This window comes from Microbacterium sp. CIAB417 (assembly GCF_022788845.1).
This window is the reverse complement of the sequence record NZ_JAHZUT010000003.1, coordinates 536,735-559,472: the sequence shown is the minus strand read 5'-3', so window position 1 is coordinate 559,472 and position 22,738 is coordinate 536,735. Positions and strand designations below refer to the sequence as shown.

22 protein-coding genes are annotated in these 22,738 nt (G+C 68.9%); 7 read left to right on the top strand and 15 right to left on the bottom strand.

The window, feature by feature from the left end:
• Positions 1-31: 31 nt before the first annotated feature.
• From KYX17_RS15045 to KYX17_RS15030, 4 genes are all read right to left on the bottom strand, one after another.
• Positions 32-1,651, bottom strand: coding sequence for an MFS transporter (locus KYX17_RS15045; protein ID WP_243227768.1), 1,620 nt, complete (start codon positions 1,649-1,651; stop codon positions 32-34).
• An 84-nt stretch (positions 1,652-1,735) separates the two neighbouring features.
• Positions 1,736-3,193: a 30S ribosomal protein S1 gene (rpsA, locus tag KYX17_RS15040; protein ID WP_234075368.1), complete on the bottom strand. Its 1,458-nt coding sequence runs from the start codon at positions 3,191-3,193 to the stop codon at positions 1,736-1,738.
• 215 nt (positions 3,194-3,408) lie between these two features.
• On the bottom strand, positions 3,409-4,071 hold the full coding sequence (gene deoC / locus KYX17_RS15035) for a deoxyribose-phosphate aldolase (RefSeq protein WP_243227767.1): 663 nt from the start codon (positions 4,069-4,071) through the stop codon (positions 3,409-3,411).
• On the bottom strand, positions 4,068-4,478 hold the full coding sequence (locus tag KYX17_RS15030; RefSeq protein WP_243227766.1) for a DUF3054 domain-containing protein: 411 nt from the start codon (positions 4,476-4,478) through the stop codon (positions 4,068-4,070). The genes deoC and KYX17_RS15030 overlap by 4 nt, the downstream gene beginning before the upstream one ends.
• Positions 4,479-4,688: 210 nt before the next feature.
• Here KYX17_RS15030 and KYX17_RS15025 point away from each other — a divergent pair, with 210 nt between their 5' ends.
• Positions 4,689-5,180, top strand: a complete 492-nt coding sequence (locus tag KYX17_RS15025) for an FBP domain-containing protein (protein ID WP_243227765.1) — start codon at positions 4,689-4,691, stop codon at positions 5,178-5,180.
• Between the two features lie 6 nt (positions 5,181-5,186).
• On the opposite strand, the gene KYX17_RS15020 is transcribed toward KYX17_RS15025, so the two are convergent.
• From KYX17_RS15020 to KYX17_RS15010, 3 genes are read right to left on the bottom strand one after another with little or no spacing between them, the layout of a single operon-like run.
• Positions 5,187-5,690 carry a GNAT family N-acetyltransferase gene (locus tag KYX17_RS15020; protein WP_243227764.1) on the bottom strand — a complete coding sequence of 168 codons (504 nt, stop codon included), beginning with the start codon at positions 5,688-5,690 and terminating at the stop codon, positions 5,187-5,189.
• 17 nt (positions 5,691-5,707) lie between these two features.
• A complete protein-coding gene (locus KYX17_RS15015) occupies positions 5,708-6,397 on the bottom strand; it encodes a CoA pyrophosphatase (RefSeq protein WP_243227763.1) in 690 nt (229 codons plus the stop codon).
• Between the two features lie 20 nt (positions 6,398-6,417).
• A complete protein-coding gene (locus tag KYX17_RS15010; RefSeq protein WP_243227762.1) occupies positions 6,418-7,212 on the bottom strand; it encodes an isocitrate lyase/phosphoenolpyruvate mutase family protein in 795 nt (264 codons plus the stop codon).
• 169 nt (positions 7,213-7,381) lie between these two features.
• Here KYX17_RS15010 and KYX17_RS15005 point away from each other — a divergent pair, with 169 nt between their 5' ends.
• Positions 7,382-8,869, top strand: coding sequence for an MATE family efflux transporter (locus tag KYX17_RS15005; protein ID WP_243227761.1), 1,488 nt, complete (start codon positions 7,382-7,384; stop codon positions 8,867-8,869).
• Positions 8,870-9,013: 144 nt separating this feature from the next.
• A complete protein-coding gene (gene msrA / locus KYX17_RS15000; RefSeq protein ID WP_243227760.1) occupies positions 9,014-9,565 on the top strand; it encodes a peptide-methionine (S)-S-oxide reductase MsrA in 552 nt (183 codons plus the stop codon).
• A 62-nt stretch (positions 9,566-9,627) separates the two neighbouring features.
• Here the strand turns inward: msrA and KYX17_RS14995 are convergent, their stop codons facing one another.
• The gene (locus KYX17_RS14995) at positions 9,628-10,515 is read right to left on the bottom strand and encodes an aldo/keto reductase (protein ID WP_243227759.1); all 888 of its coding nucleotides are present in this window, start codon (positions 10,513-10,515) and stop codon (positions 9,628-9,630) included.
• A gap of 203 nt (positions 10,516-10,718) precedes the next feature.
• Between KYX17_RS14995 and KYX17_RS14990 the strand changes: the two genes are divergently transcribed.
• Positions 10,719-11,210, top strand: coding sequence for a hypothetical protein (locus tag KYX17_RS14990; RefSeq protein ID WP_243227758.1), 492 nt, complete (start codon positions 10,719-10,721; stop codon positions 11,208-11,210).
• A gap of 7 nt (positions 11,211-11,217) precedes the next feature.
• Here KYX17_RS14990 and KYX17_RS14985 read toward each other — a convergent pair whose 3' ends face one another.
• Both KYX17_RS14985 and KYX17_RS14980 read right to left on the bottom strand, forming a co-directional pair.
• The gene (locus KYX17_RS14985) at positions 11,218-11,730 is read right to left on the bottom strand and encodes a glycine cleavage system protein R (RefSeq protein ID WP_243227757.1); all 513 of its coding nucleotides are present in this window, start codon (positions 11,728-11,730) and stop codon (positions 11,218-11,220) included.
• 22 nt (positions 11,731-11,752) lie between these two features.
• Complete coding sequence (locus tag KYX17_RS14980; RefSeq protein WP_243227756.1) at positions 11,753-12,259, bottom strand: bifunctional nuclease family protein; 507 nt, start codon at positions 12,257-12,259, stop codon at positions 11,753-11,755.
• A gap of 121 nt (positions 12,260-12,380) precedes the next feature.
• On the opposite strand from KYX17_RS14980, the gene KYX17_RS14975 reads away from it, so the two are divergent.
• Complete coding sequence (locus tag KYX17_RS14975; protein WP_243227755.1) at positions 12,381-13,412, top strand: LLM class flavin-dependent oxidoreductase; 1,032 nt, start codon at positions 12,381-12,383, stop codon at positions 13,410-13,412.
• Here KYX17_RS14975 and KYX17_RS14970 read toward each other — a convergent pair.
• On the bottom strand, positions 13,402-15,165 hold the full coding sequence (locus KYX17_RS14970) for a hypothetical protein (RefSeq protein ID WP_243227754.1): 1,764 nt from the start codon (positions 15,163-15,165) through the stop codon (positions 13,402-13,404). The genes KYX17_RS14975 and KYX17_RS14970 overlap by 11 nt on opposite strands.
• Before the next feature lie 142 nt (positions 15,166-15,307).
• On the opposite strand from KYX17_RS14970, the gene KYX17_RS14965 reads away from it, so the two are divergent.
• A complete protein-coding gene (locus tag KYX17_RS14965) occupies positions 15,308-15,964 on the top strand; it encodes a dihydrofolate reductase family protein (RefSeq protein ID WP_243227753.1) in 657 nt (218 codons plus the stop codon).
• A gap of 136 nt (positions 15,965-16,100) precedes the next feature.
• Here KYX17_RS14965 and KYX17_RS14960 read toward each other — a convergent pair whose 3' ends face one another.
• The gene (locus KYX17_RS14960) at positions 16,101-19,694 is read right to left on the bottom strand and encodes a family 43 glycosylhydrolase (protein WP_243227752.1); all 3,594 of its coding nucleotides are present in this window, start codon (positions 19,692-19,694) and stop codon (positions 16,101-16,103) included.
• Between the two features lie 310 nt (positions 19,695-20,004).
• Here KYX17_RS14960 and KYX17_RS14955 point away from each other — a divergent pair, with 310 nt between their 5' ends.
• Positions 20,005-20,412: an N-acetyltransferase gene (locus KYX17_RS14955; RefSeq protein WP_243227751.1), complete on the top strand. Its 408-nt coding sequence runs from the start codon at positions 20,005-20,007 to the stop codon at positions 20,410-20,412.
• A gap of 18 nt (positions 20,413-20,430) precedes the next feature.
• Here the strand turns inward: KYX17_RS14955 and KYX17_RS14950 are convergent, their stop codons facing one another.
• From KYX17_RS14950 to KYX17_RS14940, 3 genes are all read right to left on the bottom strand, one after another.
• Complete coding sequence (locus KYX17_RS14950) at positions 20,431-20,991, bottom strand: NYN domain-containing protein (RefSeq protein WP_243228199.1); 561 nt, start codon at positions 20,989-20,991, stop codon at positions 20,431-20,433.
• A 65-nt stretch (positions 20,992-21,056) separates the two neighbouring features.
• The gene (locus tag KYX17_RS14945; protein WP_243227750.1) at positions 21,057-22,106 is read right to left on the bottom strand and encodes a zinc-dependent alcohol dehydrogenase family protein; all 1,050 of its coding nucleotides are present in this window, start codon (positions 22,104-22,106) and stop codon (positions 21,057-21,059) included.
• A 9-nt stretch (positions 22,107-22,115) separates the two neighbouring features.
• Complete coding sequence (locus KYX17_RS14940; protein ID WP_243227749.1) at positions 22,116-22,721, bottom strand: YdeI family protein; 606 nt, start codon at positions 22,719-22,721, stop codon at positions 22,116-22,118.
• Between the last annotated feature and the right edge of the window lie 17 nt (positions 22,722-22,738).

Genomic DNA, 22,738 nt, shown 5'->3' with positions numbered 1-22,738 from the left:
CGCCCGATCGACGACCTCCGAAGGTGGGACGTCATCGAGGGGTCGCGTCGGAAGACGGCGGGTCGTCGGCCGCGTCCGCCGCGGCGTACTCCGCGATCAGACGATGTTCGCCGCTGCGTGAAGGCAGGAGCACACGCACGAGGACGGCGCCGGAGACGATGGCGACGGCGCCGACCGCGTACGACCACAGTGCGCCGTCGACGAGGCTCTGCGTCGCGGCGGCCACGATCTCGGCGCGGTACTGCGGAAACTGCTCGGCCACGTGCAGCGCAGAGGCAAAGGAGGCCTGCAGCGCGGCCTGCACCTCCGCGGAGACCTGCGAGGCGGACGGCGAGGCGGCGATGGCGCGGCCGAACGCACCGGCGAATCCCGTGGCCAGGATGGCGCCCAACAGCGCCTGCATGATGGAACCGCCGAGGTCCCGCTGGAGGTCGGAGGTCGCGGAAGCCATACCCACGCGCATGACCGGCGTCGCATCGGTGAGCGACCGGGATGCGGGAGTCATCGCGAACCCGGCTCCGACCCCGATGGTGAAGAAGCCCGCTCCGATCAGCCAGTAGGGAGTGTGCTCGCGCCAGAACAGCGTCGTCAGGAACCCGACGAACACGAAGGCGTACCCGGCGAGCATCGTCGTCCGCGAGCCGCGTGTCGTGACCATGCGCGCCGACACCGGCGCCGCGATCAGGAGCCCTGCCGCAGCCGGCACGACCGCCAGACCCGCTTCGAGCGTGTCGTAGCCGAGGATGTTCTGCAGGAACTGCTGACCGACGAACATCGCTCCCATCAGCGAGCCGAACACGACCATGCCCGCAAGCGCGGGCACCCAGAACATCCGTCGACGGGCGATCGCGAGGTCGTACAGAGGCGATGCGGCGCTGCGTTGACGCCACACGAAGAAACCGAGCAGCACGGCGGCGAGAGTGAGACTCACGCCCCCTGCGAGGCGTTGCTCGGGTGCGGCGATGATTCCCACTCCGACCACGAGAGCGGCCACACCGAACACAGACAACACGCCGCCGACGTGATCCACCGGTTCGGTCGACTCGCGGATGTGGCTGGGGACGACGGCGAGCACCAGAACGAGTCCGACGGCGGAGATGGGGGCGGCCAGCAGGAAGGCCGCCTGCCAGTGGAAGACCTCCAGCACCAAGCCGGCCGCGACCGCACCGAGCACGCCGGCCATCGCGCTGACGCTGGACCACAGGGCGATCGCGCCCGTACGGGCGGGTCCGCGCGACCACAGAGCGGTGATCAACGACAACGTGGTCGGGTAGGCCATGCCCGCAGCGACGCCGGTGAAGACGCGAGCAGTGATGAGCCACTCGATCGACGGTGCCGCGGCGGCCGCGAAACTGGCGATGACGGTCAGCGCGAGCCCGAGCATCAGCATCTGCTTGCGGCCGTAGCGGTCCGCGAGGGCGCCGAGGTACAGCACGGACATCGCGAGGCCGAGGGAGCATCCGAGCGCGACGAGATTCAACCCGGTCTGGCCGGCGGCGAAGTCGTCGCCGATCTCCGGCAGTGCGATGTTCGCCGCAGCGAGATTGAGGTTGCACACCAGCGCCGCGAGCACGAGGGCGGCGAGCACGAGAGCCGGGCGCGGTGGGACGCCGCCTCCCCCGTCGACGCCCACCGGGCGCTCCCCCGTCATGCGCCCACCCTAGCGGCGTTGCGAGAACGAGAAGAGGGCCGGGATCCGAAGATCCCGGCCCTCTCTCATGAGGATGTCAGTCGATCAACGACCGGACAGCTTCTCGCGCAGAGCCGCGAGGGCCTCGTCGTCGGCGAGGGTGCCCGCGGGGCCCGACTCGCTCGAGTAGGAGGACGAACCGCTGGCCTCGACGGTGCCGACGTTGTTGGCCTCCGCCTCCTGGGCCTTGATGACGGCAGCCTTGTGGGCTTCCCAACGACCCTGAGCAGCGGCGTACTCCTGCTCCCAGGCCTCGCGCTGAGCGTCGAAGCCTTCCTTCCAGGCGTTGGTCTCGGGGTCGAAGCCCTCGGGGTACTTGTACTCGCCGTTCTCGTCGTACTCCGTGACCATGCCGTAGAGGGCCGGGTCGAACTCGGTGCCGTACGGGTCGACCGACTCGTTCGCCTGCTTGAGCGAGAGCGAGATACGACGACGCTCGAGGTCGATGTCGATGACCTTGACGAAGACCTCTTCGCCCACCGACACGACCTGCTCGGCCAGCTCGACGTGCTTGCCCGAGAGCTCGGAGATGTGCACCAGGCCCTCGATGCCGTCTGCGACGCGAACGAACGCACCGAACGGAACGAGCTTGGTGACCTTACCCGGCGTGACCTGGCCGATGGCGTGGGTACGCGCGAAGACCTGCCACGGGTCCTCCTGGGTCGCCTTCAGCGACAGCGAGACGCGCTCGCGGTCGAGGTCGACCTCGAGGATCTCGACCGTGACCTCCTGGCCCACCTCGACGACCTCGGAGGCGTGCTCGATGTGCTTCCAGGACAGCTCCGAGACGTGCACGAGGCCGTCCACGCCGCCCAGGTCGACGAACGCACCGAAGTTGACGATCGACGAGACCGTGCCCTTGCGGACCTGACCCTTGTGCAGGTTGTTGAGGAAGTTGGAGCGCGACTCCGACTGCGTCTGCTCGAGAAGAGCGCGACGCGACAGGACCACGTTGTTGCGGTTCTTGTCGAGTTCGAGGATCTTCGCCTCGAGCTCCTGACCGAGGTACGGGGTGAGGTCGCGGACGCGGCGCAGCTCGATGAGCGATGCGGGCAGGAAGCCGCGCAGGCCGATGTCGACGATGAGGCCACCCTTGACGACCTCGATCACCTGACCGGTGACGACGCCGTCGTTCTCCTTGATCTTCTCCACGTCGCCCCACGCGCGCTCGTACTGCGCACGCTTCTTGGACAGGATGAGGCGACCTTCCTTGTCCTCCTTCTGGAGAACCAGGGCCTCGACGTGGTCGCCGACGTTGACGACCTCATTGGGGTCCACGTCGTGCTTGATGGAGAGCTCGCGCGAGGGGATGACACCCTCGGTCTTGTACCCGACGTCGAGGAGGACCTCGTCGCGGTCGATCTTCACCACGGTGCCCTCGATGAGGTCGCCGTCGTTGAAGAACTTCAGGGTCTTCTCGACCGCGGCCAGGAAGTCCTCGGCAGATCCGATGTCGTTGATCGCGACCTGCTTGGTGGCCGGGGCGGTCGTTGCGGTAGTCATGTAGTGGGTAGTCCTTGTTGGATTGGGGTCTCAGGCTCCGAACGCACGCGCATGCGACGGACGGAGCGGATTGTCTGGTTTCTTGTCACCCTGCGCGCACCATCGGGCGCGCCACACGAGTGACGATCAAGGCTATCAGAGCCGGGCACCGCGATCCAGCACTCCGGAGAGCGCCGTCATGCGGCGTCATCGATCCGCGGCGTCTGCCGCGCGCGTCAGTACGAGCCCGACGCGGTCGCCCCCTCCACCACGGCGCGCGTGCTCGAGAGACCGAGGCGCGTGGCGCCGGCTGCGATCATCGCCTCGGCGTCTTCACGCGTGCGGATGCCACCCGAAGCCTTGACCTCCAGTCGGTCTCCGACGGTCTGCTTCATCAGCTCGACCGCGTGGACGGTCGCACCGCCCGCGGGGTGGAAGCCGGTGGACGTCTTGACGAAATCGGCCCCGGCGCGCTCGGCGGCCTGCGAGACGGCCACGATCGCGTCGTCGCTCAACGCCGCGGATTCGATGATCACCTTGAGCACCACTGGCGAGGGAGCGGCCTCGCGCACCGCGCGGATGTCCGCCTCGACCGCGTCGTAGCGTCCCTCGATCGCCGCACCCACATCGATCACCATGTCGATCTCGTCCGCACCCTCGGACGCGGCCAGTGCGGCCTCGGCGGCCTTGATCTGCGAATGGTGCTTGCCGCTGGGGAAGCCGACGACCACGGCGAGCTTGAGCGGGTCCGGGATGGTCACCGGGAGCACCGAGGGAGACAGGCACACGCTGTAGGCGCCGAGTGCCGCAGCCTCCGCGATCGTCGCCGCGACATCCGCCGCGGTGGCTTCGGGCTTGAGCAGCGTGTGGTCGACGTATCGGGCGATGTTCTCGGTCATGCCTTCATGTTCTCATCCGCAGCGGTCATCGCGGATCGGCCGGGCCTGCGCAGAACCGCCATACGCGCGGCACGCCAGCCGACCAGGAGGACTCCGAGGGTAAGCGATGCGACCACGATGAATGCCGGAGCCGTCCCCTGGCCGACCAGCACGCGCAGCAACATGCCCCCGGCCACCGTGACGATCCAGACGGGCGCTCCCGTACGCAGGACTGCGAACGGCCGTCGCCAAGCGAGCGAGATCCCCCAGCCGGCGGCGAGTGCGACGAGGAACGGCCACGCCGTCACAAGCAGCTCCCCCAGTGGCGACTCGTCGTGACTGGCGCGACCGATGACACAGAAGACGACGACCACCAGGACGTCCGCCACGGCAGCGAGGAGGATCGGTCGACGGAGACGGCGGAGCACGTCTTCAGAGTACGGCGCCCGCCCTCCGGCGACGGCGTACAGTGGTCGGCGTGATTCGTGACATGCAGCCCGCAGGGCGTCAGGAGGTCCCCGGCGCGCATCGCGCCGGCGACAGATGAGGGTCGAGCCCCGCGGGCTCCTCTGCATCTGCGTCGACCGCCGGTCGATGTCCACCCGCCGCTTCGGCGGCACGCACACGAAGGCACCCTCATGATCCCTTTGGACGATGCCCGCATCCGGGCCAGTTTCGTCAACGCGTCCCTGCGCGAGCGCAAGGCCGTTCTTCTTCCGCCGACTCTCGAGACCGTGTCGTGGGACGACCTGGACTATCTCGGCTGGCGCGACCCCAAGCAGCCCAAGATGGGCTACGCGGTCGCCGAGGTCGAGGGCGCTCCGGTCGGCGTGATCCTGCGCGAGGCCGACAGCCGCCCGCGCACACGAGCCCAGTGCGCGTGGTGCAACGACGTCGAGTTGCCGAACGATGTCGTGCTCTTCGTCGCGCGCCGCGCAGGTGACGCCGGCCGCCGCGGCGACACGGTGGGCACCTTGGTCTGCGCCGGCTTCGAGTGTTCCCGCAACGTCCGTCGCCTGCCGCCCTCCGCCTACCTCGGTTTCGACCGTGAAGCGGCTCGACAGCGACGCATCGAGGCCCTCCGCGAAAACGTCACGGCCTTCCTGCGCGAGGTGCGGGGCGCCGGCTGACGCGGATCAGCCCTCGCCCAGACGACGCAGCGCCTCTCCCGTGAGGCGCTGTGTCGTCCATTGATCCATCGGCATCGCGCCCAGTGAGCGGTAGAACGCGATCGCCGGCGCGTTCCAGTCCAGCACCGTCCACTCCAGACGCGAGTACCCACGATCGACGCACAGCGCTGCCAGCGACCCGATCAGCGCCCGGCCGAGTCCGCGCCCCCGCTCCGAATCGGCGACGAAGAGGTCTTCCAGCCAGATCCCGTGCCGGCCCGTCCACGTCGAATAGGTGAGGAACCAGATCGCGATCGCGACGATGTCGCCACCACGTTCCACGACGTGCGCGTAGACGCGCGGTTCTGCGCCGAACAGCGCCTCCGCCAGGGCCTCTTCGGTGTTCGCGACCGCATCCGGTTCGTTCTCGTACGTGGCGAGATCGTGGATCCGAGCGAGAATCCCGGGTTCGTCACCGGGCCGCGCGGCGCGCAGCTGAGCACCGTCAGGCAGATCCAGAGGCAGAGACATGCGTCGAGTCTGACGCATCACATCGGGAGAACGAACTCCCGCGAACGATCCCACTGCTCCGTCCAGCCCAGGCGATCGAAGACAGCGTCCAGCAGCAGCGCTGTGAAGCCCCAGACCAGGAACTCCCCCGCGGCAGCGTCCACGGCGAAAGCGGGACCGCGCCACTCGCGCCCATCTCGCCGTACGACGGTCATGCCCCGTCGAGCGGGATCCAGCAGATCCGCGACCGGGGCTCGGAAGACCGCAGCCGATTCGGCGACGTCCACCACGCGCACCGGCGACGGCTTCTGCCACCAGGCGAGAACGGGGGTGACGACGTGTCGCGAGAACGCGAGGGGCACCGCGGGAAGAGGCCCCAGAACCTCGACGCCTTCAGGATCCAGGCCCGTCTCCTCACGCGCCTCGCGCAGTGCCGCAGCGACGGGACCGTCGTCGCCCGCCTCGAGACGGCCCCCGGGAAAGGCCACCTGACCCGGATGGGCACGCAGTGTCGCCGCCCGCGAGAGCAGCAGCACATCGAGGTCGGCAGACACCGCTTCGTCCGCCGCGCTGCGGGTCGCGGGAAGCGCGTCGAGAACTCCGAACAGCATGAGCACCGCGGCCGCGCGATCTGTCGGCGCGGGGGCGGGAAGTTCGGCGACGTCGAAACTCTCCGCGTTCCGCGCAAGTGCTGCGAGTTCGGCTCGCGCCCCACCCAGAGCTCTCATGTCGCCGATCGGATCGCTGTTCAGTTCAGTGCGCGGGTCGAGCCGGGAATGGAGCCATCGGCGTAGAGCTGCGCGGCCACATCCTGCAACGCGGTGAGCGCGACGCGCTGGGTGGTGGGCCCGTAGGAGATGCGCGCGACGCCGAGCGCCTCGTACTCCGCGGCGGTCAGCGCCCCCGGAAGACCGATGACACTCACCTTGCGCTCGCCGATCCCTTCGACGAGGCGGCGGGCGACGACGGCGTCCAGGATGCCCGGGACGAAGACCACATCGGCGCCGGCGTCGAGGTAGGCGCGACCCCGCTCGATCGCGTCGGCGATGGACTCGTCTACCGGGCGCCCGCCCGCCCGCACGAAGGCATCGGTGCGGGCATTGAGGGCGAACGGCACCCCTTCCGCATCCGCGGCAGCGGTGATCGCGGCGATGCGCGCGACGGCCTCGTCGAGCGGGCGCAGCCTGTCCTCGACATTGGCCCCCACGACACCCACGCCGATCGCGCGACGGACGGTGTCCCCCGCGTCCTCGTAACCGTCGTCGAGATCGGCGGAGACGGGCACATCGCCGGCGACGCGGACGATGCGCGAGACCATGTCGAGAGTCGTCTCGATCGGGATCGTGCCGTCTTCGTAGCCGAAGCTCGCCGCGATGGAATGACCCGCCGTGGCGATCGCCCGCGTCTCGGGCAGGGCGAGGACGGTCCGCGCCGAAACCACGTCCCACACGTTCACGACGCGCAGGATCTCGGACGCGGCGTGCAGCTCGCGCAGTCGCGTCGCACGCTCCGCGATGGTCAGTGACGAAGTACGGGAGGTCATGTCCCTCACGCTAGAGCACGCGTGTCCGGGGGAGGCGGATCGCGTCCGAACGCCGCTCCCGGCGAATCCGACGGGCGGAACCACTGGCGCGTTCTCGAATCGATTCGATAGCCTGGAGGATGCGGTCGTCGAACCGCCGTCTTCCCCGCACGATCCCGAGAGCTTTCGCATGTCCACCTCACTGACCACGGGCAGCCCGTGGCGCGTCATCCTGCTCTTCTCCGTTCCCCTCCTCGTCGGCAACGTCGTGCAGCAGCTGTATCAGGTGGTCGACGCGATCGTGGTGGGACGCCAGTTGGGTGTGGACGCGCTCGCCGCGGTCGGCGCGACAGGCAGTCTCTTGTTCCTGCTCATCGGGTTTGCGTGGGGTCTGACCTCGGGCTTCGCCATTCCCACCGCACAGGCGTTCGGCGCGGGAGACCACGCCGCCGTGCGGCGATCGGTCGCCACCGGCACGGTACTGACGGCCGCGACCAGCGCCGTCCTCACCGTGGGCGCACCCCTCGTATCACGTCCTCTGCTCCAGCTGCTGCAGACTCCCCCGGAGCTGCTGGACAACGCGACCGTCTTCGCCCAGGTCAGCTTCCTCGGCGCTGCGGCCACCATGTTCTTCAACTACCTCGCGGCCGCCATCCGAGCCATCGGCGACGCACGCACCCCGCTCGTCTTCCTCACGGTCGCGTGCCTCCTGAATGCGGGGCTCGTGGTGCTCACGGTCGGCCCTCTCGGGTGGGGAGTCGCCGGAGCGGCGGTGGCGACGGTCGTCTCGCAGGCCGTGTCGGTGCTGCTGTGCCTCGCGTACGTGCGCCGGCGTGTACCGGTCCTTCATCTGACCCGCCCCGACTGGAGAATCAGCCGCGCGGACATCGCTCTGCATCTTCGTCTCGGACTGCCCATGGGGTTCCAGGCCTCCATCATCGCCATCGGCACGCTGGCGGTGCAGGTGCGTCTGAACGAGCTCGGCGCGGATGCCGTCGCCGCCTACACCGCCGCGGCGCGCGTCGATGGACTGGCCGTCGCTCTGCTGCAGTCCCTCGGGCTGGCGGTGTCCATGTTCGTCGCGCAGAACTTCGGCGGCGGCCGTCCCGACCGCATCCGCGCAGGCGTACGTCAAGCGTCCTGGCTCGCCATCGCCGGGGCCGTCGCCCTCGGCGGTCTGCTCATCGTCTTCGGGGCGCCCATCGTGCGCCTGTTCGTCGGAGACTCCGCGCCGCAGGTCGTCGATCTCGCCGCGCTCAACCTGGTCATCAACGGCGCCACCTACACGTTCCTCGGAATCCTCTTCGTCCTCCGCGGTGCGCTCCAGGGCCTGAGTCACACCGTCATCCCCACCGTCACGGGGGTCATCGAGCTCGTGATGCGCGTGGGCGCCGCGATCGCGCTCGGCGCCGCCTTCGGATTCGCCGGGGTCGCCTTCAGCAATCCGCTCGCGTGGCTCGGAGCCGTGGTGGTCCTGATCCCGGCGTACGTGCGCGCCCACCGCCGTCTCGCCCACGATCCCATCTCACGGGTGGACCACGTCTCCCCCGAGACCACGCCCATCCCGGTCGTCGGACCGACGAGCGGATCCATGGTCGTCGACGCGATCGTCACCCGCCCCATCCCGATCGTCCCGACCCGCCCGCGCGGGCGACTGCTGCGCTCACGCCGCCGCTGAGGCGGATCCGCGGCGCGGGACCAAAACGGCGAGCTGCGTTGTTGTACCCGTCGATGCCGCCGACCGGCCGCATCGCAGACCGGCGGATCTACACTCGTGAAAGCCATCACTCGGCGACGATCCGTCCGACAAGGAGCAGTCAGCATGACCACCGACAACGGAACCATCACGCAGATCCCCGGCACCGAGACCGCCGTGCTCGCGGGCGGGTGCTTCTGGGGCATGGAGGACCTCATCCGTCGGCAGCCCGGCGTTCTCGACACCCGCGTGGGCTACACCGGTGGGCAGAACGATCACGCGACCTACCGCAACCATCCCGGACACGCGGAGGCCGTCGAGATCGTCTTCGACCCCACCAAGACGACCTATCGCGACATCCTCGCGTTCTTCTTCCAGATCCATGACCCGTCGACCCTGAACCGCCAGGGCAACGACATCGGCACGAGCTATCGTTCGGCCATCTTCCCGCTCACCGAGCAGCAGGAGCAGGAGGCCCGCAACACCATCGCGGATGTGAACGCCTCGGGCCTGTGGCCGGGCAAGGCCGTGACGACGATCGAGGCGGCGGGTCCGTTCTGGGAGGCGGAGCCCGAGCATCAGGATTACCTCCAGCGGATCCCCAACGGCTACACCTGCCACTTCCCTCGACAGGGTTGGGTGCTGCCGCGTCGCGAGAGCGCCGCGACACAGGCCTGACGCAAGCGGATGCGGCGAGCACACGCCCGCCGCATCCATTGCGCCACTCACCTGCGCATGCGTCAGTTCAAATCGTTCGGGTGGGTGCCGACACGGCCGGATCCGTCACCCGGGTCGAGTGCCGTGATCGCAGCGACCTCGTCGTCGGAGAGCTCGAAGTCGAACAGGTCGAGGTTCTCCGCCATCCGATCCCGGTTGACCGTCTTCGGGAACACGATGTTGCCGACCTGCAGGTGCCAGCGCAGCACGACCTGAGCGGGCGTCTTGCCGTGAGAGGCCGCAGCATCGTGGATCGCGGGGGTCCCGAACAGGTCGTACTTGCCCTGTCCCAGGGGTCCCCATGCTTCGATGTGCACGCCGTTGGCCTTCGCCCAGGCGACCACCTCACGCTGCTGGTAGGCGGGGTGCAGCTCGATCTGGTTGACCGCGGGAACCTTGCCCGTGGCCGCCACGAGGCGTTCGAGGTGCTCGACGAGGTGATTCGAGACGCCGATGGAACGGGCGAGTCCGGCCTCATTGAACGAGACGAGCTGCTCCCAGGCATGCACGTAGTTGTCGTTTGCCGGGGCAGGCCAGTGCACGAGGTAGAGGTCGACGTGATCGAGTCCGAGCTTGGTCAGGCTCTCCTCGAGGGCCTGCTTCGGCTGCGACCCCGCCTGCCGGTCGTTCCACAGCTTCGTCGTGATGAACAGTTCGTCGCGGGGAATCCCGCTGGCCGCGATCGCGCGCCCGACCCCTTCTTCATTACCGTAGATCGCTGCGGTGTCGATGTGTCGGTATCCGAGCTCGAGGGCGTCGGAGACGAATCTCTCCGTCTGAGCGGGGTCGACCTTGAAGACGCCGTACCCGAGCTGCGGAATGTCGTAACCCGAGTTGAGAGAGACCGAGGGGATGCGCCCCGCGTTCGATCGCTTCGCGTCGGCGCGGTGATCTGCGTGATGTTCTGCCATGCGTCCAGCCTACGAAGCGGGCGCGACATGCGGGCCGGGCTTGCGGGATCGAAGGATGTGCAGGAGCAGCGTTTTGCATCGATGACCGGGCCATCCTGACGTCGCTGCCCTGATCGTCGCGCCCGCACGCGTTGACGTCCCGGGACGTCCGGAGAATGATGGAAAGACCCGAACGCCGGTAGATCTACCGAAGGAAGTCTCCTATGCCCGCGCCCCGACCGCTCGTGACCGCGATGGTCGCGTCGGCAGGTGCGCTCGTGCTCTCATGCCTGAGCGCTTTCGCTCTGACCGGTGTCGACGCGGAGACCTCGCCGCGCGCGGCCAGCACCGATCGTGCCCTCCCTCCGATCGCGTTGAACGCTCCCGCATCCCTGGAAGCGGCGATCGGTACGGAGCCGACCCCGATCGCGGAATCCCCCGCGCCCGACGACACCGTTCCTCCGTCGTCCCGCCGCGATCGGAGCACCCCACCGACAGTCGGGCGCGTTCCGCAGCCGGCGCCGGCCCCCGCCCCGGCTCCACCGGCGACCCCCGCTCCGACTCCAGAGCCCACACCGGCGCCGACGGACGATCCCACGCCGTCGCCCGAACCGACGACGACACCGACCCCGGATCCGTCCGACGATGCACCGGAGGAGCCGGCATCCGGCGTTCTCGCTCCCGACGAGTCGACCGAGCTCCTTCCGGGCGGCTGACCGACCGTCATTCCCTCTGGACGACGGTCGCCTCCACCTGGATGTCCGCAGCGATCGACTCCAGCGCCGCCACGATCTCCGTCGCGGGAGTGCCCGCAGGGACCGCGGCCACGATCTCCGCCTGGAACAGCCGCCCGCCCGACATCGCCGCATCCTGCGTCTGCGTCGTCATGCGCACGACGTTGACGCCGCGCTCGCCCAGCGCACTCGTGACCTCGCGGACGATACCGACGCGGTCATTGCCCATCACACGGACGGCGAGTTCGCTCCGCGGCTCGAGGGATCGCCCGGGCGTGACGACAACGATGCTGGCCAACCCCTCCAGGACGCTCAGCGCGTCCCGCAGCTCATCGGCACGGGACGGTGCGACGTCGACCTGGATGACGCCGGCGAAAGTGCCCGCCAGCTCCGCGAGCTCGCTGTTCTCCCAGTTGCCGCCGTGCGCACTGATCACTTCGGCGACCGCGGACACGATGCCCGCACGATCGACGCCGACGACGGTGAGCACAAGGGTAGTCATGGCGCCAGCGTAGCCACCACGCTCAGTCCTCGAAATCCTCCGGCTCGACCTCGTCCAGGAAGCTGCGGAACTCGGCGATGCGCGACTCCTCGTCGCGCGCGGAAGCCTCATCCGACTCCTCCGAGACGGTGTCGAGAATTCCCGCCACCGCGAGGACCTCGTCCGCGACGAAGATCGGAGCGTCCGCACGAGACGCCAGTGCGATGGCGTCCGACGGTCGGGCATCCACCACGCGAGCGCCCCGCGGGGTGTCGAGGGTCACCGCGGCGTAGAACGTGCCGTCGTCGACGCGCGTCACCTCGACCCGCTCGACGCGCGCGGACAGCTCGTCCACGATCGAGAGCATCAGTTCGTGGGCCAACGGTCGCGGTGAGGGGGCACCCTGCACGGCGACGAGGATCGCTGTCGCTTCTTGGGCACCGATCCATACCGGGAGGATCCTGTCCCACGGGCGGACGACCGGCTTCAGCAGGATCACATGCTCCTGCGCGGGATCCAGAGCCACCCCCAGGACGCGGACGCGAACCATGACACCTCCCGATCGTCGATGTGCTGCCATGCTACGCACGGCCGCGGAGGGCGAGGGCCGACGCGAACGGCGAAGATCGATTCATCGGAATGCTTTCTGCCTTCGTATGGTTCTCCTCGATATGGAACGCTTCGGAACACTGTCCTTCGGGCACTACGGCCCTCTCGGCGGCGGCCGCATCCTCACGGCGCGCGACTCGATGCTCCAGGCGATCGACCTCGCCGTGGGCATGGACGAGCTCGGCGTCGACGGCATCTACTTCCGGGTTCACCACTTCGCGCGCCAGCAGGCCTCCCCGATGCCGCTTCTCGCCGCGATCGCCGCGCGCACCTCGCGCATCGAGATGGGGACCGGCGTGATCGACATGCGCTACGAGAACCCCCTCTCCCTGGCAGAGGAAGCGGCCGCGGTCGACCTGATCAGCGACGGCCGGCTCGCGCTGGGCGTCAGCCGCGGGTCACCCGAGTCCGTGGTGCGCGGCTACGAGACCTTCGGCTACACGGGTTCTGAGGACCCCCGGGGTGCCGACATCGCGCGTCGGCATTTCGATCTGTTCCTGCGCGCGATCGACGGCGAACCGCTCGCCGAGCGCGACGCGAACAGCCCCTTCGGCGGCGGAACCGGGATGCAGGCGATCGAACCGCAGTCCCCGGGACTGCGCTCGCGAGTGTGGTGGGGAGCCGGCAACCGCGACACCGCTGAATGGGCGGGACGCGTCGGTGTGAACCTCATGTCCTCGACGCTGCTCACCGAGGCCGACGGCACCCCCTTCGATCTTCTGCAGGCGCAGCAGATCGATGCGTTCCGCGCCGCGTGGCGCGAGGCCGGTCACGCGGGCACGCCCCGCGTCTCGGTCAGTCGCAGCATCTTTCCGATCACGACGGCGGAGGATGCCATGTACTTCGGCGGTTCGCAGGGCGGGGATCAGATCGGCATCATCGACGGCATGCGTTCGACGTTCGGCAAGACGTACGCCGCCGAACCCGACGTGCTGGTCGAGCAGTTGCTGCAGGATGCGGCCATCCAGTCCGCCGATACGCTCATGCTCACCATCCCCAGTCAGCTGGGCGTGGAGTTCAACCTGCGCGTCGTCGAGTCGTTCGCGAAGTACGTCGCGCCGGCCCTCGGCTGGAAGGCCCCGATCACGGCCTGAGCGTCCGCGCCCGCGCGCCGGCAGTCGCCGGAACGGTCAGCCTGTGGCCGGCAGCACCGAGTCCAGCACGACGTCCTCTCCCTGCAGGCTGATCGCGATCCCTGGTGCTCTCGTCCCCAGCCCGCTCGAACGTCGGGCAGGTGCGGCGAGAGCACCAGGCGAAGAGACGCGGACACGTACCCGGCCGTCGGCCATCCCGAATATCGCGACGGCGGCGACGGGCGGCGGAATGCTTGACGGCGTTCACGAGGGCTTCATTGACGGCGTCGATCGCACGGTCGGCCGTCACCGGATCGGTCAGAGCGAGAGCCGCGGCCGCGTCGAACTCGAGAGTGGTCGTGACGACACCGCTCCAGGCGGACAGGAGACTCTCGACGGATCCGGCGAGGCCCGACGCGAGCGCGCTCTTCGGGTCCGACACGCGGTCGAGGATGGCCTCGAAGAGGTCGTCCGTCTGCGTGCGGAACACCGCGACGTCCTCCGCCGAGGGTGACCCATCGTCCGCCTGAGCCGCCAGGATCACGCATCTGCCCTGCACGCGGCCATGGAGCAGGCTCGACGCTCGGGCGAGGCGCTCGCTCGACTGAGCCTGCCTCGCCGCGACGCGCTGCGCGACCCGCGCCAGCACACGGGCCGAACGGTACTCGGCGGAGCGCACGCGCCGCATCGCATCCACGCACAGCGACAGCACCGTCGCTGCAGCGGGAATGGCCACCACACCGACCACGCTCAGCATCCTGACCTCGGGAAAGAGCGCGAAGGTCAGAAGCGCGACGCCGATCCCGGCCAGCAGCCACGTCCCGATGAACACGGCGGGCCGCACGGCGCCGGGGGTCGATCCGCGCAGCCGCGGGAGACGGGTCACCGCTCCCGCGGCGATGTCGAGCAGGCACACGCCGAGGTACCCGATGCCGATGGCAGCGAGCGGTCCGGCGGTGAGCGCGAACGGCAGCGAGGCGACGTTGTAGACGAGCGCCACGATGAGCCAGGGAGTCGGAATCAGCACCACCGGTGCCGCATCGGCCGGTGCGGAGTACCTGTGCTCGTCGAGTGCGTCCGGGAGAGCCCCATCGTCCTCCGCGAGTGCGGCCAACCGGTGGCTCGTCTCGCGCACCCGATCCGCGTAGGTCCGCACGGCGTCGAAGTCCACGCCACCCGCCAGTACCGCCTCCCGGCCCGCGCGCAGCTCGCTCACCGCCTCGGCCAGGACCGCATCCGTCCGAGTCACCTGTTCCTGGGCCCGTGCCAGGCGATCGCCCATCAGCACCAGGGCTGCAGACAGACGCTGTGCGACGAGACGGCGACGCGCGAACTGGGTCGTCGCGACACCGACGACACCGAAGACGACCAGCGTCGTGACGACGTTGGTGAGCGTCCGTGGACCCCACGCCCCTGACGTGGGGATGCCCCACAGCAACACGCTGACGGCGTTGTTGACGGGCGCGCGCACGAGTGCCGCGACGAGCAATGCGGCAAGGACCACGACCGCCCGCACCCGAGGCGCCTTCAGCCGACGCTCGGCGGCAGCGGCCGGTAGCACGATGAGCGAGAGAACGATCCAACCGAGAGCACCGACCAGCACGGCAGCGGCGTACCCCTGCGGTGTCGCATCGGCAATGGTCGGGACACTGATCGTGCTGGCGACGATGAAGGAGAGAAGGGCGCTCCACCGCGTCAGGAACGCCCCGCCGGAGACAGCGTCGGCGCACGTCAGCAAGGCGCGGCGGATCGCCTCGCGCACCCGACGCACCATGCTGCACCCCCTCCGGGGTACGCGCCGCCGGGATCATCGTGCCCCGCATCCGCTCCCCCGGCAAGCACGCCACCGTGCCCGGCGCGCGATCCCGTCGGCACGCGGATGTTGACACGCGCCCCGCGTGGCCGGATCCTCGAGTGTGACCCGCGTACGCCTCGACCTCAATATCTCCCTGGACGGATTCGCCACCACGACCGACCAGACCCCGGAGAACCCCTTCGGCGACGACTGGGGACGTCTCACGGCCGCCTACGTCGCGACGCGGACGTTCCGGCGCCGCGTGCTTCACGACGAGAGCGGAGCGGGCACCACGGGTGTCGACGATGCGTACGCAGCACGCTATTTCGAAGGCATCGGCGCCGAGATCATGGGCGCGGGGATGTTCGGCCTTCACCTGCACGGCGACGACCCGCAGTGGCGCGGATGGTGGGGGGACGAACCTCCGTTCGAGGTCCCTGTCTTCGTCCTCACGCAGCGCGAGCGCCCGACGGTCGAGATGACGAACGGCACCGTCTTCCACTTCGTACAGGACACGCCGGCAGCCGTCCTCGCTCGGGCGATCGACGCCGCGGGCGGCGCGGACGTGCGGATCGGCGGGGGTGCCCGCACAGCACGGGAGTTCCTGGGCGCTGGACTCGTCGATGACCTGCACGTCGGCATCTCGCCCCTCATCCTCGGTGACGGCATCCGACTCTGGGACGACCTACGCGGCTGGGAGGCGGACTACGAGGCGTCCAGCGAGTCGGCGCCGGGTGGTGTCACGCACCTGACCTTTCGCCGCAATCCGCACCTCTGAGCCGAGCGGGCGGTCCTCGCCCGAGGCGGCCTGAGAGCGACTCCGACACGGGATGAGCAGGGGACGCCATCCTTCCGGACGACGTCCCCCGCCTCGCCCCGGGACGCCTCGTTCGCGGCCCGGGGGTGGTCGGCTGCTACGACGACGGGGTCGAACGTCCGATCCGTCGACGGCGCCACACCAGAACCACGCCGAGCGCGAGCACGACGGCGGCGCCGAGGACGACCACCGCGACTCCGGCCGCATCTCGCCCGGTCACTGCGAGAGAGCCGTCCGCTGCCGTCACGGTGACCGGTGCCCATCCGATGACCGACCCATCGGCGCCGGCGACGGCCACGCGATGCGCTCCCAGACTCGTCGTCCCGGGCACGCTGACGCTGATGGTCCTGCCCGCACCGACCGTGGCCTTCCCGAGGTAGGTCGGTGTCGAGAACAGCCAGACATGAACCTCAGTGCCCGACTGAACACCCCCGAGCGTCAATGTCAGCGCCTCGCCCCGCCGCACTGTCGCCGGCGCGGTGACCGCGCCCCGCAGTTGCGCGGTCAGGTCGTCGGCAGAGGGAGCCACGACACCCGTCGGCGCGGTGGGCTGCGTCGACGACGGGCTGGGCGACGGCCCCTGCACGGCGGGCACGATCACCGTCCGCACCGTCTCGATGTTCCCGACGACATCGACCGCTCGATAACCGACGACGCTCGCACCGTCGCCGACCGAGACCACTCCGTCCGAACGCGACCAGGACCCGGTGTCGCCGATCCGATACTCGATCCGGTCGATTCCCGCGTGCGCGTCGACCGCGCTCAGGCGCACGGTGCGCGCCACGGCGTCCGCCGTCGCCGTGGAGACAGGAGCGTCGACGTCGATCGAGAAGGATGCGGTGCCTCCCGACTCGGCGACCGGCTCCCCCGCGACGCTGGCGCGGTAGTCGACGGTGTGTGCTCCGGAGTCGGTGATCACGATCTCGTCCCCGTAGTCCGACCAGCTTCCGCCGTCGATCCGGTACTGGATGTCTGCCTTTGCGCGCTCGTTGAGTGCCAGCGCGATCGACACCGGGGCGGGATACCAGCCTGAGACCTGAGCCGCATCCGATGTCACGTCGGCCGTGACGACCGGGGTCGGCGCGGGCAACTCCTCAAGATCGGCGATTGCGCGATTCAGGGCCTGGGCCGGAGCATCGACCTCGTTCTGCGTCTTCGGCTCCACGACGGACTTCGCCCACGCCAGCGCTGCCTCCACGCTCGCCCATGATGCATCGGTGTAGTCGCGCCGGTCCAAACCGGATGCTTCCCGGATGAGCCAGTCGAGGTCGCTCGTGTCCACGGCGACTCCGTCGGCGCTCAGCACATCGGAGAGGTAGAAGTAGTCGAAGTCGGCATGCCCGCCGGTCGTCTGCTTCGCGTAGCTGAACAGCCCGAAGCGCTGACCCTTGAAGTGCTTGGACTCCCACGAGGCCCGCTTCGGTTGCGCTCCCCCGAGCGCATTCCAGGTGACGCCGTCCCAGCTGTAGAGGAACCGCACGGTGTTGCGGTCTGCACCGGACTTCCGCATGTTCAGGTCGGCCTTCAACAGCACCGTGGTCGTTCCGGCCGGAACGGCCACACTGGCGACGAAGTCCTCCACTGTCGCGATCGACTCCTGGTCGGTGTAGTCGCGCACCGGACGGTTGACGACGCCGAGTGTGAACTGCCCGTTCTGCTTGGTCACGCCGATGTAGCTCACCTGCCGGTTGTAGACGGCAAGCCCTGAGACGTCGCCATCATTGAGCGCGCCGAAGTCGAGCCGGGTCTGGGCGGACGAGGCCGGGGCGAATGTGCGCTGCGAGAGCGTGTTGCGCGCCTCCTCGAAGTACGTCAGTTGATACTGCTTGTTCGCCTTGCCGGTCACGACGCGTCCGTTCGTGAGACGCAGCCAGCCATCGCGATCGGTCAGCGACCAGTACCGGTTGTCCGCGTTGTGCCCCCACTGCCAGGGCAGCGCCAGGTGGGAGCCGTTATCGGCGCCCTCTTCGGTCGTGTAGTGATCGGGGACTGCCCGCTCTCCGACCATCGATACGTCGTCGACGAAGAAGATGTCGGGCACGGTGGCGGAGTCGACGGTCACGATCGAGACCTTCGCGTTGGCGATGTCCAGCTCCGCGGGAATGGTGAACTCACCGGAGACCTGCACGAAGGTCGTCGCCGCCGAGGCCGATCCCTTCGGCACACTGCTCTGCGCCATCACGTAGGAGTGGCCGTTCGTGTCGCTGAGAGTGAGTGCGAAGTTCGCCGGATCCACACCGGCGTCGCGATAGTGCACCCACGCGGAGACCGCGTACGTGGCCCCGCGCTGGAGAGTGGTCACCGTCTGCGCTGCGCCCGCAGCATCCGTCGTGCGACCGTTCACCTTCAGCGACATCGAACCCTGGTGGCGCGTCGAGTAGCCGAGCCCGAGCGTCGTTCCACCCAGGGACTGCCACGCCGTCGTACCGCCCTCGATCGTCCCGTTGGAGATGTGTTCACCTTGCGACTCGGGAACCACGACCTCGGGGGCTGGCACGTTGGGGTTGTGGAAGTCGCGGGGGTCGGCGTCGTTGTCGAACTGGTCCGACGTCACGACGCTCGCCGACTCGGCCTTGCGCCGGTCTGCCGCACTCAGGGTGACCGGCATCGGCTGCGCGCCGGGCAGTGGCACCTGCGAGCTTCCGTATACGCCGGTTCCGAACACAGGCCACGCATCCTTGTCAGCAGCATCCCACGCGACGGGCACGAGGACAGGAACGCGGCCGGTCGGGTAATCGTCGCCGAAGAGCAAAGCCCACTGAGGCGTGGCGGAGTCGCCCGTGCCGATGAATCCGCCCTGCGCGACGAGATTGGAGCCGACGGCGACACGCACTTCGTACGGGTCGGATGCGGCGGCACCCAACAGGCTCTTGGAACGCAGCACGATGGCTTGGCGTCCGTACTTGCCCCAGGCGATGCCGAGGACGTAGTAGTACCCGTTGATGTACTCGACCTGGTTGCCCTCCCAGCCGCTGCCCATGACCTCGGAGGTGGCCAGACCCGTGTTGTTGATCGCGGTGGCCGTGGTCGCCGCGACCCGGTCGCTGATCACGCTGTGCAGATCTGGACTCATCTGGGCGATCTGCATCGAGGAGCTGCCGTAGACGATGTAGGGGGTATCGCCGTCGAAGAAGATGTTCGGATCATGGAAGCTGCGGTTGTAGCTGTGCTTCTCCCACTGCCCCTTCTCGATGTCGGTGGTCGTGTAGAGGTAGGCGTGACCGTTGTTGTTGCTGTTCATCAGCGCGTAGAACGTGCCGTCGTGGTAGCGCAGGGTGCTCGCCCACTGCCCCTGTCCGTAGGCGCTGTAGCCGTTGCGCAACGCGTTGGTGTCGGTGACCTCCATGACGTCGTAGAGGTAGTTGACGATCTCCCAGTTCACGAGATCGTAGGAACGCAGAATGGGGGCGCCGGGGGTGAGCTCCATGGTGGTGGAGATCATGTAGTACGTGTCCCTGCTGGCACCCGCCGTGCCGGCAGGCACGCGGATCGTGGCGACGTCGGGCACGTCGGATCCGATGATGGCGTTCGTGAATGTGCTCTCCGTGGTCTGCGTCGAGGTGAAGCTCTTCCCCTGGCCCGACCAGGGGTCGTCATCGACGGCGCGCGCAGCCGCCGTGCTCACAACCACGCCGGAGACGGTGGTCGCGACAGCGGCGGTCAGTGCTGCCGCTCGGGTCAGGAGCCGCACCGCGCGTTTCCTCGGGTCCATGATCGTCACTGAATGTCTCCCCTTCCGCGCTCCATTGCGCCGCATCGTGTCGCCCTCCGGGCGCCAGACAGTGCCGCCGCACCCAGGCCTCGCCACTGCAGACCACGGCGCCGGACGATCTGTGTCCGGTGAGCGACGCCTGCATGTTAGCGAGAACATTCACCCACGGGCAACACCTTCTCTGACATATGTCGGCCGAACCGGGGCGCGGTGCCGACGAGGACGGCAGGCCGAAGTGAGTCCTAGGCTGATCGGATGCTGGAGATTCGCGCCGTCCGCCCCGAAGACCATGCCGTCTGGCTCGAAGCTCTGGCAGGGGTACGTGGAGTTCTACGCGACCGAGCTCACGGCGGACGTCACGCAGTACGCCTTCGACCGCATCGTCGATCCCGCATCCGGGCTCCACGGCGCGATCGCCTGGCAAGACGGTCGCGCCGTCGGACGCGTGCACTGGTTGACGCACCAGGCGACCTGGTCCAGAGGCGACTACTGCTACCTCGAGGACCTGTTCGTCTCCCCCGACGCACGCGGGAGCGGCGCCGGTCGATCACTCATCGGTCACGTCCGCGACTGGGCGAAGGATGCGGGCTGCACCAAGGTCTACTGGCTGACCGCAGAGACGAACACCCGCGCACGGGCACTCTACGACCAGGTCGCGACCCGCAGCGGTTTCATCCACTACCAGCTGTCGCTCTGAGTCGGACGAGGTCTCGGCTCAGCGCAGGAACTGCGTGGGGTCGAACTCGTCGATGGGAATGACGCGGATGCGAGGCAGCGGCGCATCGAAGGCCTGAGCGTCGTACTCGATATCGAAGAAAGTGACACCGCCCAGGGCGGCGTAGCCCGTGTTGCGGAACTCGTTGAACGCGAGTACTCCCACCCGCCGCTCGCCGTCGGCGAGGGGGGCGAGATCCTCCACGAAGTCGCCGTCATGGCTGACGAGGACGACGTCGTCGTTGCGATCGCGGAGCGCGCGCAGGGTGCGCTGGATGGCGATGTCGACGACCTTCGCATCGGCCGGGCCCGACAGCGGCACCGGCTCGTAGCCGAGCGCCGTCAGGGCCTGGACGAAGGTCATCGGAAGATTCGTGGATGCGTTTAGGAAGAACAGCCCGCGCGCCCGCCCGCCCCAGGTGCGCTCGACGAAAGCGAGCAGGCGGTCCCAGCGTGGACGCTCATCCGGCTGGGGCCGGCGCCCGAGGATCGACCCGCCCAGCGTCGCATCGATGTTCTCGCCGTCGACGAGAAGCCAGGTCGTCGCCTGTGCCTGCGCCATCTTCTCGTCTCCCGTCGCCACCGACTCGCTCACTCCCCCGCCCGCCGGGCGCACAACGCGCCGACTCACGGACGCAGCAGGACCTTCGTCGCCCGGCGCTCGTCCATGGCGGCGTAGGCGCCGGCGGCCTCACGCAGCGGCAGTTCGAGATCGAAGACGAGCCCGGGCCGGATCGCTCCCGAGCGCACGTCGGGCAGCAGCTCCTCGATGTAGCCGCGCACCGGCGCCACACCGCCGTTGACACCCACATTCGAGCCGAACATGGTGCGTACGGGCAGTTCAGGGCCGCCGTTGGGCACACCGACGTACCCGACCATCCCGCCCGGTCGCGTCGAGCGCAGCGCCTGGTCCATGGACTCCTTCGTGCCGACGCACTCAAGGACGCGGTCCGCGCCGATGCCGCCCGTGAGCTCGCGCACCTTCGCGATGCCCTCCTCGCCCCGCTCGGCGACGATGTGCGTCGCGCCGAACTCCCGCGCCAGTGCCTGTCGTTCGGGGTGACGCGACATCGCGATGATCGTCGTGGCACCCAGTCGCTTCGCGGCGATGACGGCGCACAGGCCGACCGCCCCGTCGCCGACGACGGCCACACTGTCGCCGGGGCGCACGCCGGCGGAGACCGCGGCGTGGTGCCCCGTGCCCATGACGTCGCTCAGCGTCAGCAGGCCGGGGATCTCCTCGGGCTCGACAGGGCCCGGGACCACGGCGAGGGTTCCGTCGGCGAGAGGCACGCGCACGAACTCGCCCTGACCGCCGTCGGCGAAGCCGTCCTCTCGCACGTCGCTGCCCCACCATCCGCCGTTGAGGCACGAGGTGCTCACGCCGTTACGGCAGTTCACGCACGTGCCGTCGCACACGTAGAACGGCGCGATGACGAAGTCGCCGGCACGAACGTTCTCGACGTCACCGCCGACCTCCTCCACGACTCCGACGAACTCGTGGCCGATGCGATGAGGACGCTCCGTCGGCGTCACCCCGCGGTAGGGCCACAGATCCGAGCCGCACACGCACGCGGCGACGACGCGGACGATCGCATCGCGCCCGGTCGAGAGCTGCGGGCGCGGGACCTCTTCGACGCGGATGTCACGGGCGGCGTGGATGACGGTTGCGAGCATGTTTCGAGCCTACGTGAGCCGGGGGCCGCGCGGCTCCCCGAGCGGATGCGGCGTCTTCCCCTCCGCAAGCATCGCGACGAGCCGGGCGATGCGCCCCGCTCGCGCTGACGGCGTGGCCGTCGCGACCCGGTGCAGCACTGCGTACCGGTTGGTCGCGTCGAGACGCTCGAAGAGCGCCGCCGCCGCGGGCTCCGCCGCGAGGGCGAGGCGGAGGTCATCGGGCACCTCGATCGTGGCCGAACCGGCGTAGGCACGGTCCCATCGTCCATCCGCTTTCGCGCGGTCGATCTCGGCCTGCCCGCGCGGGCGCATCCGCCCCTGTTCGATCAGACCCGCGACCAGCGTCAGATTGCGCTGGGACCACAACGAGGCGCGGCGTCTCGGCGTGTAGCGCTGCAGGAACGTCGCCTCGTCGCGCCCTCGCTTCTGACCATCGATCCAACCGCTGCACAGCGCCTCCTCGAGAGCGCCGTCGTAGCTGAGGACCGTCGGCGCGGTCGTGCCCTTCTTGGCGAGCACGAGCCACACTCCCTCGTCGTCGTGCTCATGTTCGTCGAGCCACGCACGCCAGGCGGCGGCGTCGGCGACGATCAGCGGGTCGTCCGGGGTGTGCACGCCCCCATCCTCTCGCG

Bases quoted from the DNA above. Each gene is read 5' to 3' on its own strand.
- KYX17_RS15045 (WP_243227768.1), bottom strand. From the start codon at position 1,651: ATGACGGGGGAGCGCCCGGTGGGCGTCGACGGGGGAGGCGGCGTCCCA.
- rpsA (WP_234075368.1), bottom strand. From the start codon at position 3,193: ATGACTACCGCAACGACCGCCCCGGCCACCAAGCAGGTCGCGATCAAC.
- deoC (WP_243227767.1), bottom strand. From the start codon at position 4,071: ATGACCGAGAACATCGCCCGATACGTCGACCACACGCTGCTCAAGCCC.
- KYX17_RS15025 (WP_243227765.1), top strand. From the start codon at position 4,689: ATGATCCCTTTGGACGATGCCCGCATCCGGGCCAGTTTCGTCAACGCG.
- KYX17_RS15020 (WP_243227764.1), bottom strand. From the start codon at position 5,690: ATGTCTCTGCCTCTGGATCTGCCTGACGGTGCTCAGCTGCGCGCCGCG.
- KYX17_RS15015 (WP_243227763.1), bottom strand. From the start codon at position 6,397: ATGAGAGCTCTGGGTGGGGCGCGAGCCGAACTCGCAGCACTTGCGCGG.
- KYX17_RS15010 (WP_243227762.1), bottom strand. From the start codon at position 7,212: ATGACCTCCCGTACTTCGTCACTGACCATCGCGGAGCGTGCGACGCGA.
- KYX17_RS15005 (WP_243227761.1), top strand. From the start codon at position 7,382: ATGTCCACCTCACTGACCACGGGCAGCCCGTGGCGCGTCATCCTGCTC.
- msrA (WP_243227760.1), top strand. From the start codon at position 9,014: ATGACCACCGACAACGGAACCATCACGCAGATCCCCGGCACCGAGACC.
- KYX17_RS14995 (WP_243227759.1), bottom strand. From the start codon at position 10,515: ATGGCAGAACATCACGCAGATCACCGCGCCGACGCGAAGCGATCGAAC.
- KYX17_RS14990 (WP_243227758.1), top strand. From the start codon at position 10,719: ATGCCCGCGCCCCGACCGCTCGTGACCGCGATGGTCGCGTCGGCAGGT.
- KYX17_RS14985 (WP_243227757.1), bottom strand. From the start codon at position 11,730: ATGACTACCCTTGTGCTCACCGTCGTCGGCGTCGATCGTGCGGGCATC.
- KYX17_RS14980 (WP_243227756.1), bottom strand. From the start codon at position 12,259: ATGGTTCGCGTCCGCGTCCTGGGGGTGGCTCTGGATCCCGCGCAGGAG.
- KYX17_RS14975 (WP_243227755.1), top strand. From the start codon at position 12,381: ATGGAACGCTTCGGAACACTGTCCTTCGGGCACTACGGCCCTCTCGGC.
- KYX17_RS14970 (WP_243227754.1), bottom strand. From the start codon at position 15,165: ATGGTGCGTCGGGTGCGCGAGGCGATCCGCCGCGCCTTGCTGACGTGC.
- KYX17_RS14955 (WP_243227751.1), top strand. From the start codon at position 20,005: ATGCCGTCTGGCTCGAAGCTCTGGCAGGGGTACGTGGAGTTCTACGCG.
- KYX17_RS14950 (WP_243228199.1), bottom strand. From the start codon at position 20,991: ATGGCGCAGGCACAGGCGACGACCTGGCTTCTCGTCGACGGCGAGAAC.
- KYX17_RS14945 (WP_243227750.1), bottom strand. From the start codon at position 22,106: ATGCTCGCAACCGTCATCCACGCCGCCCGTGACATCCGCGTCGAAGAG.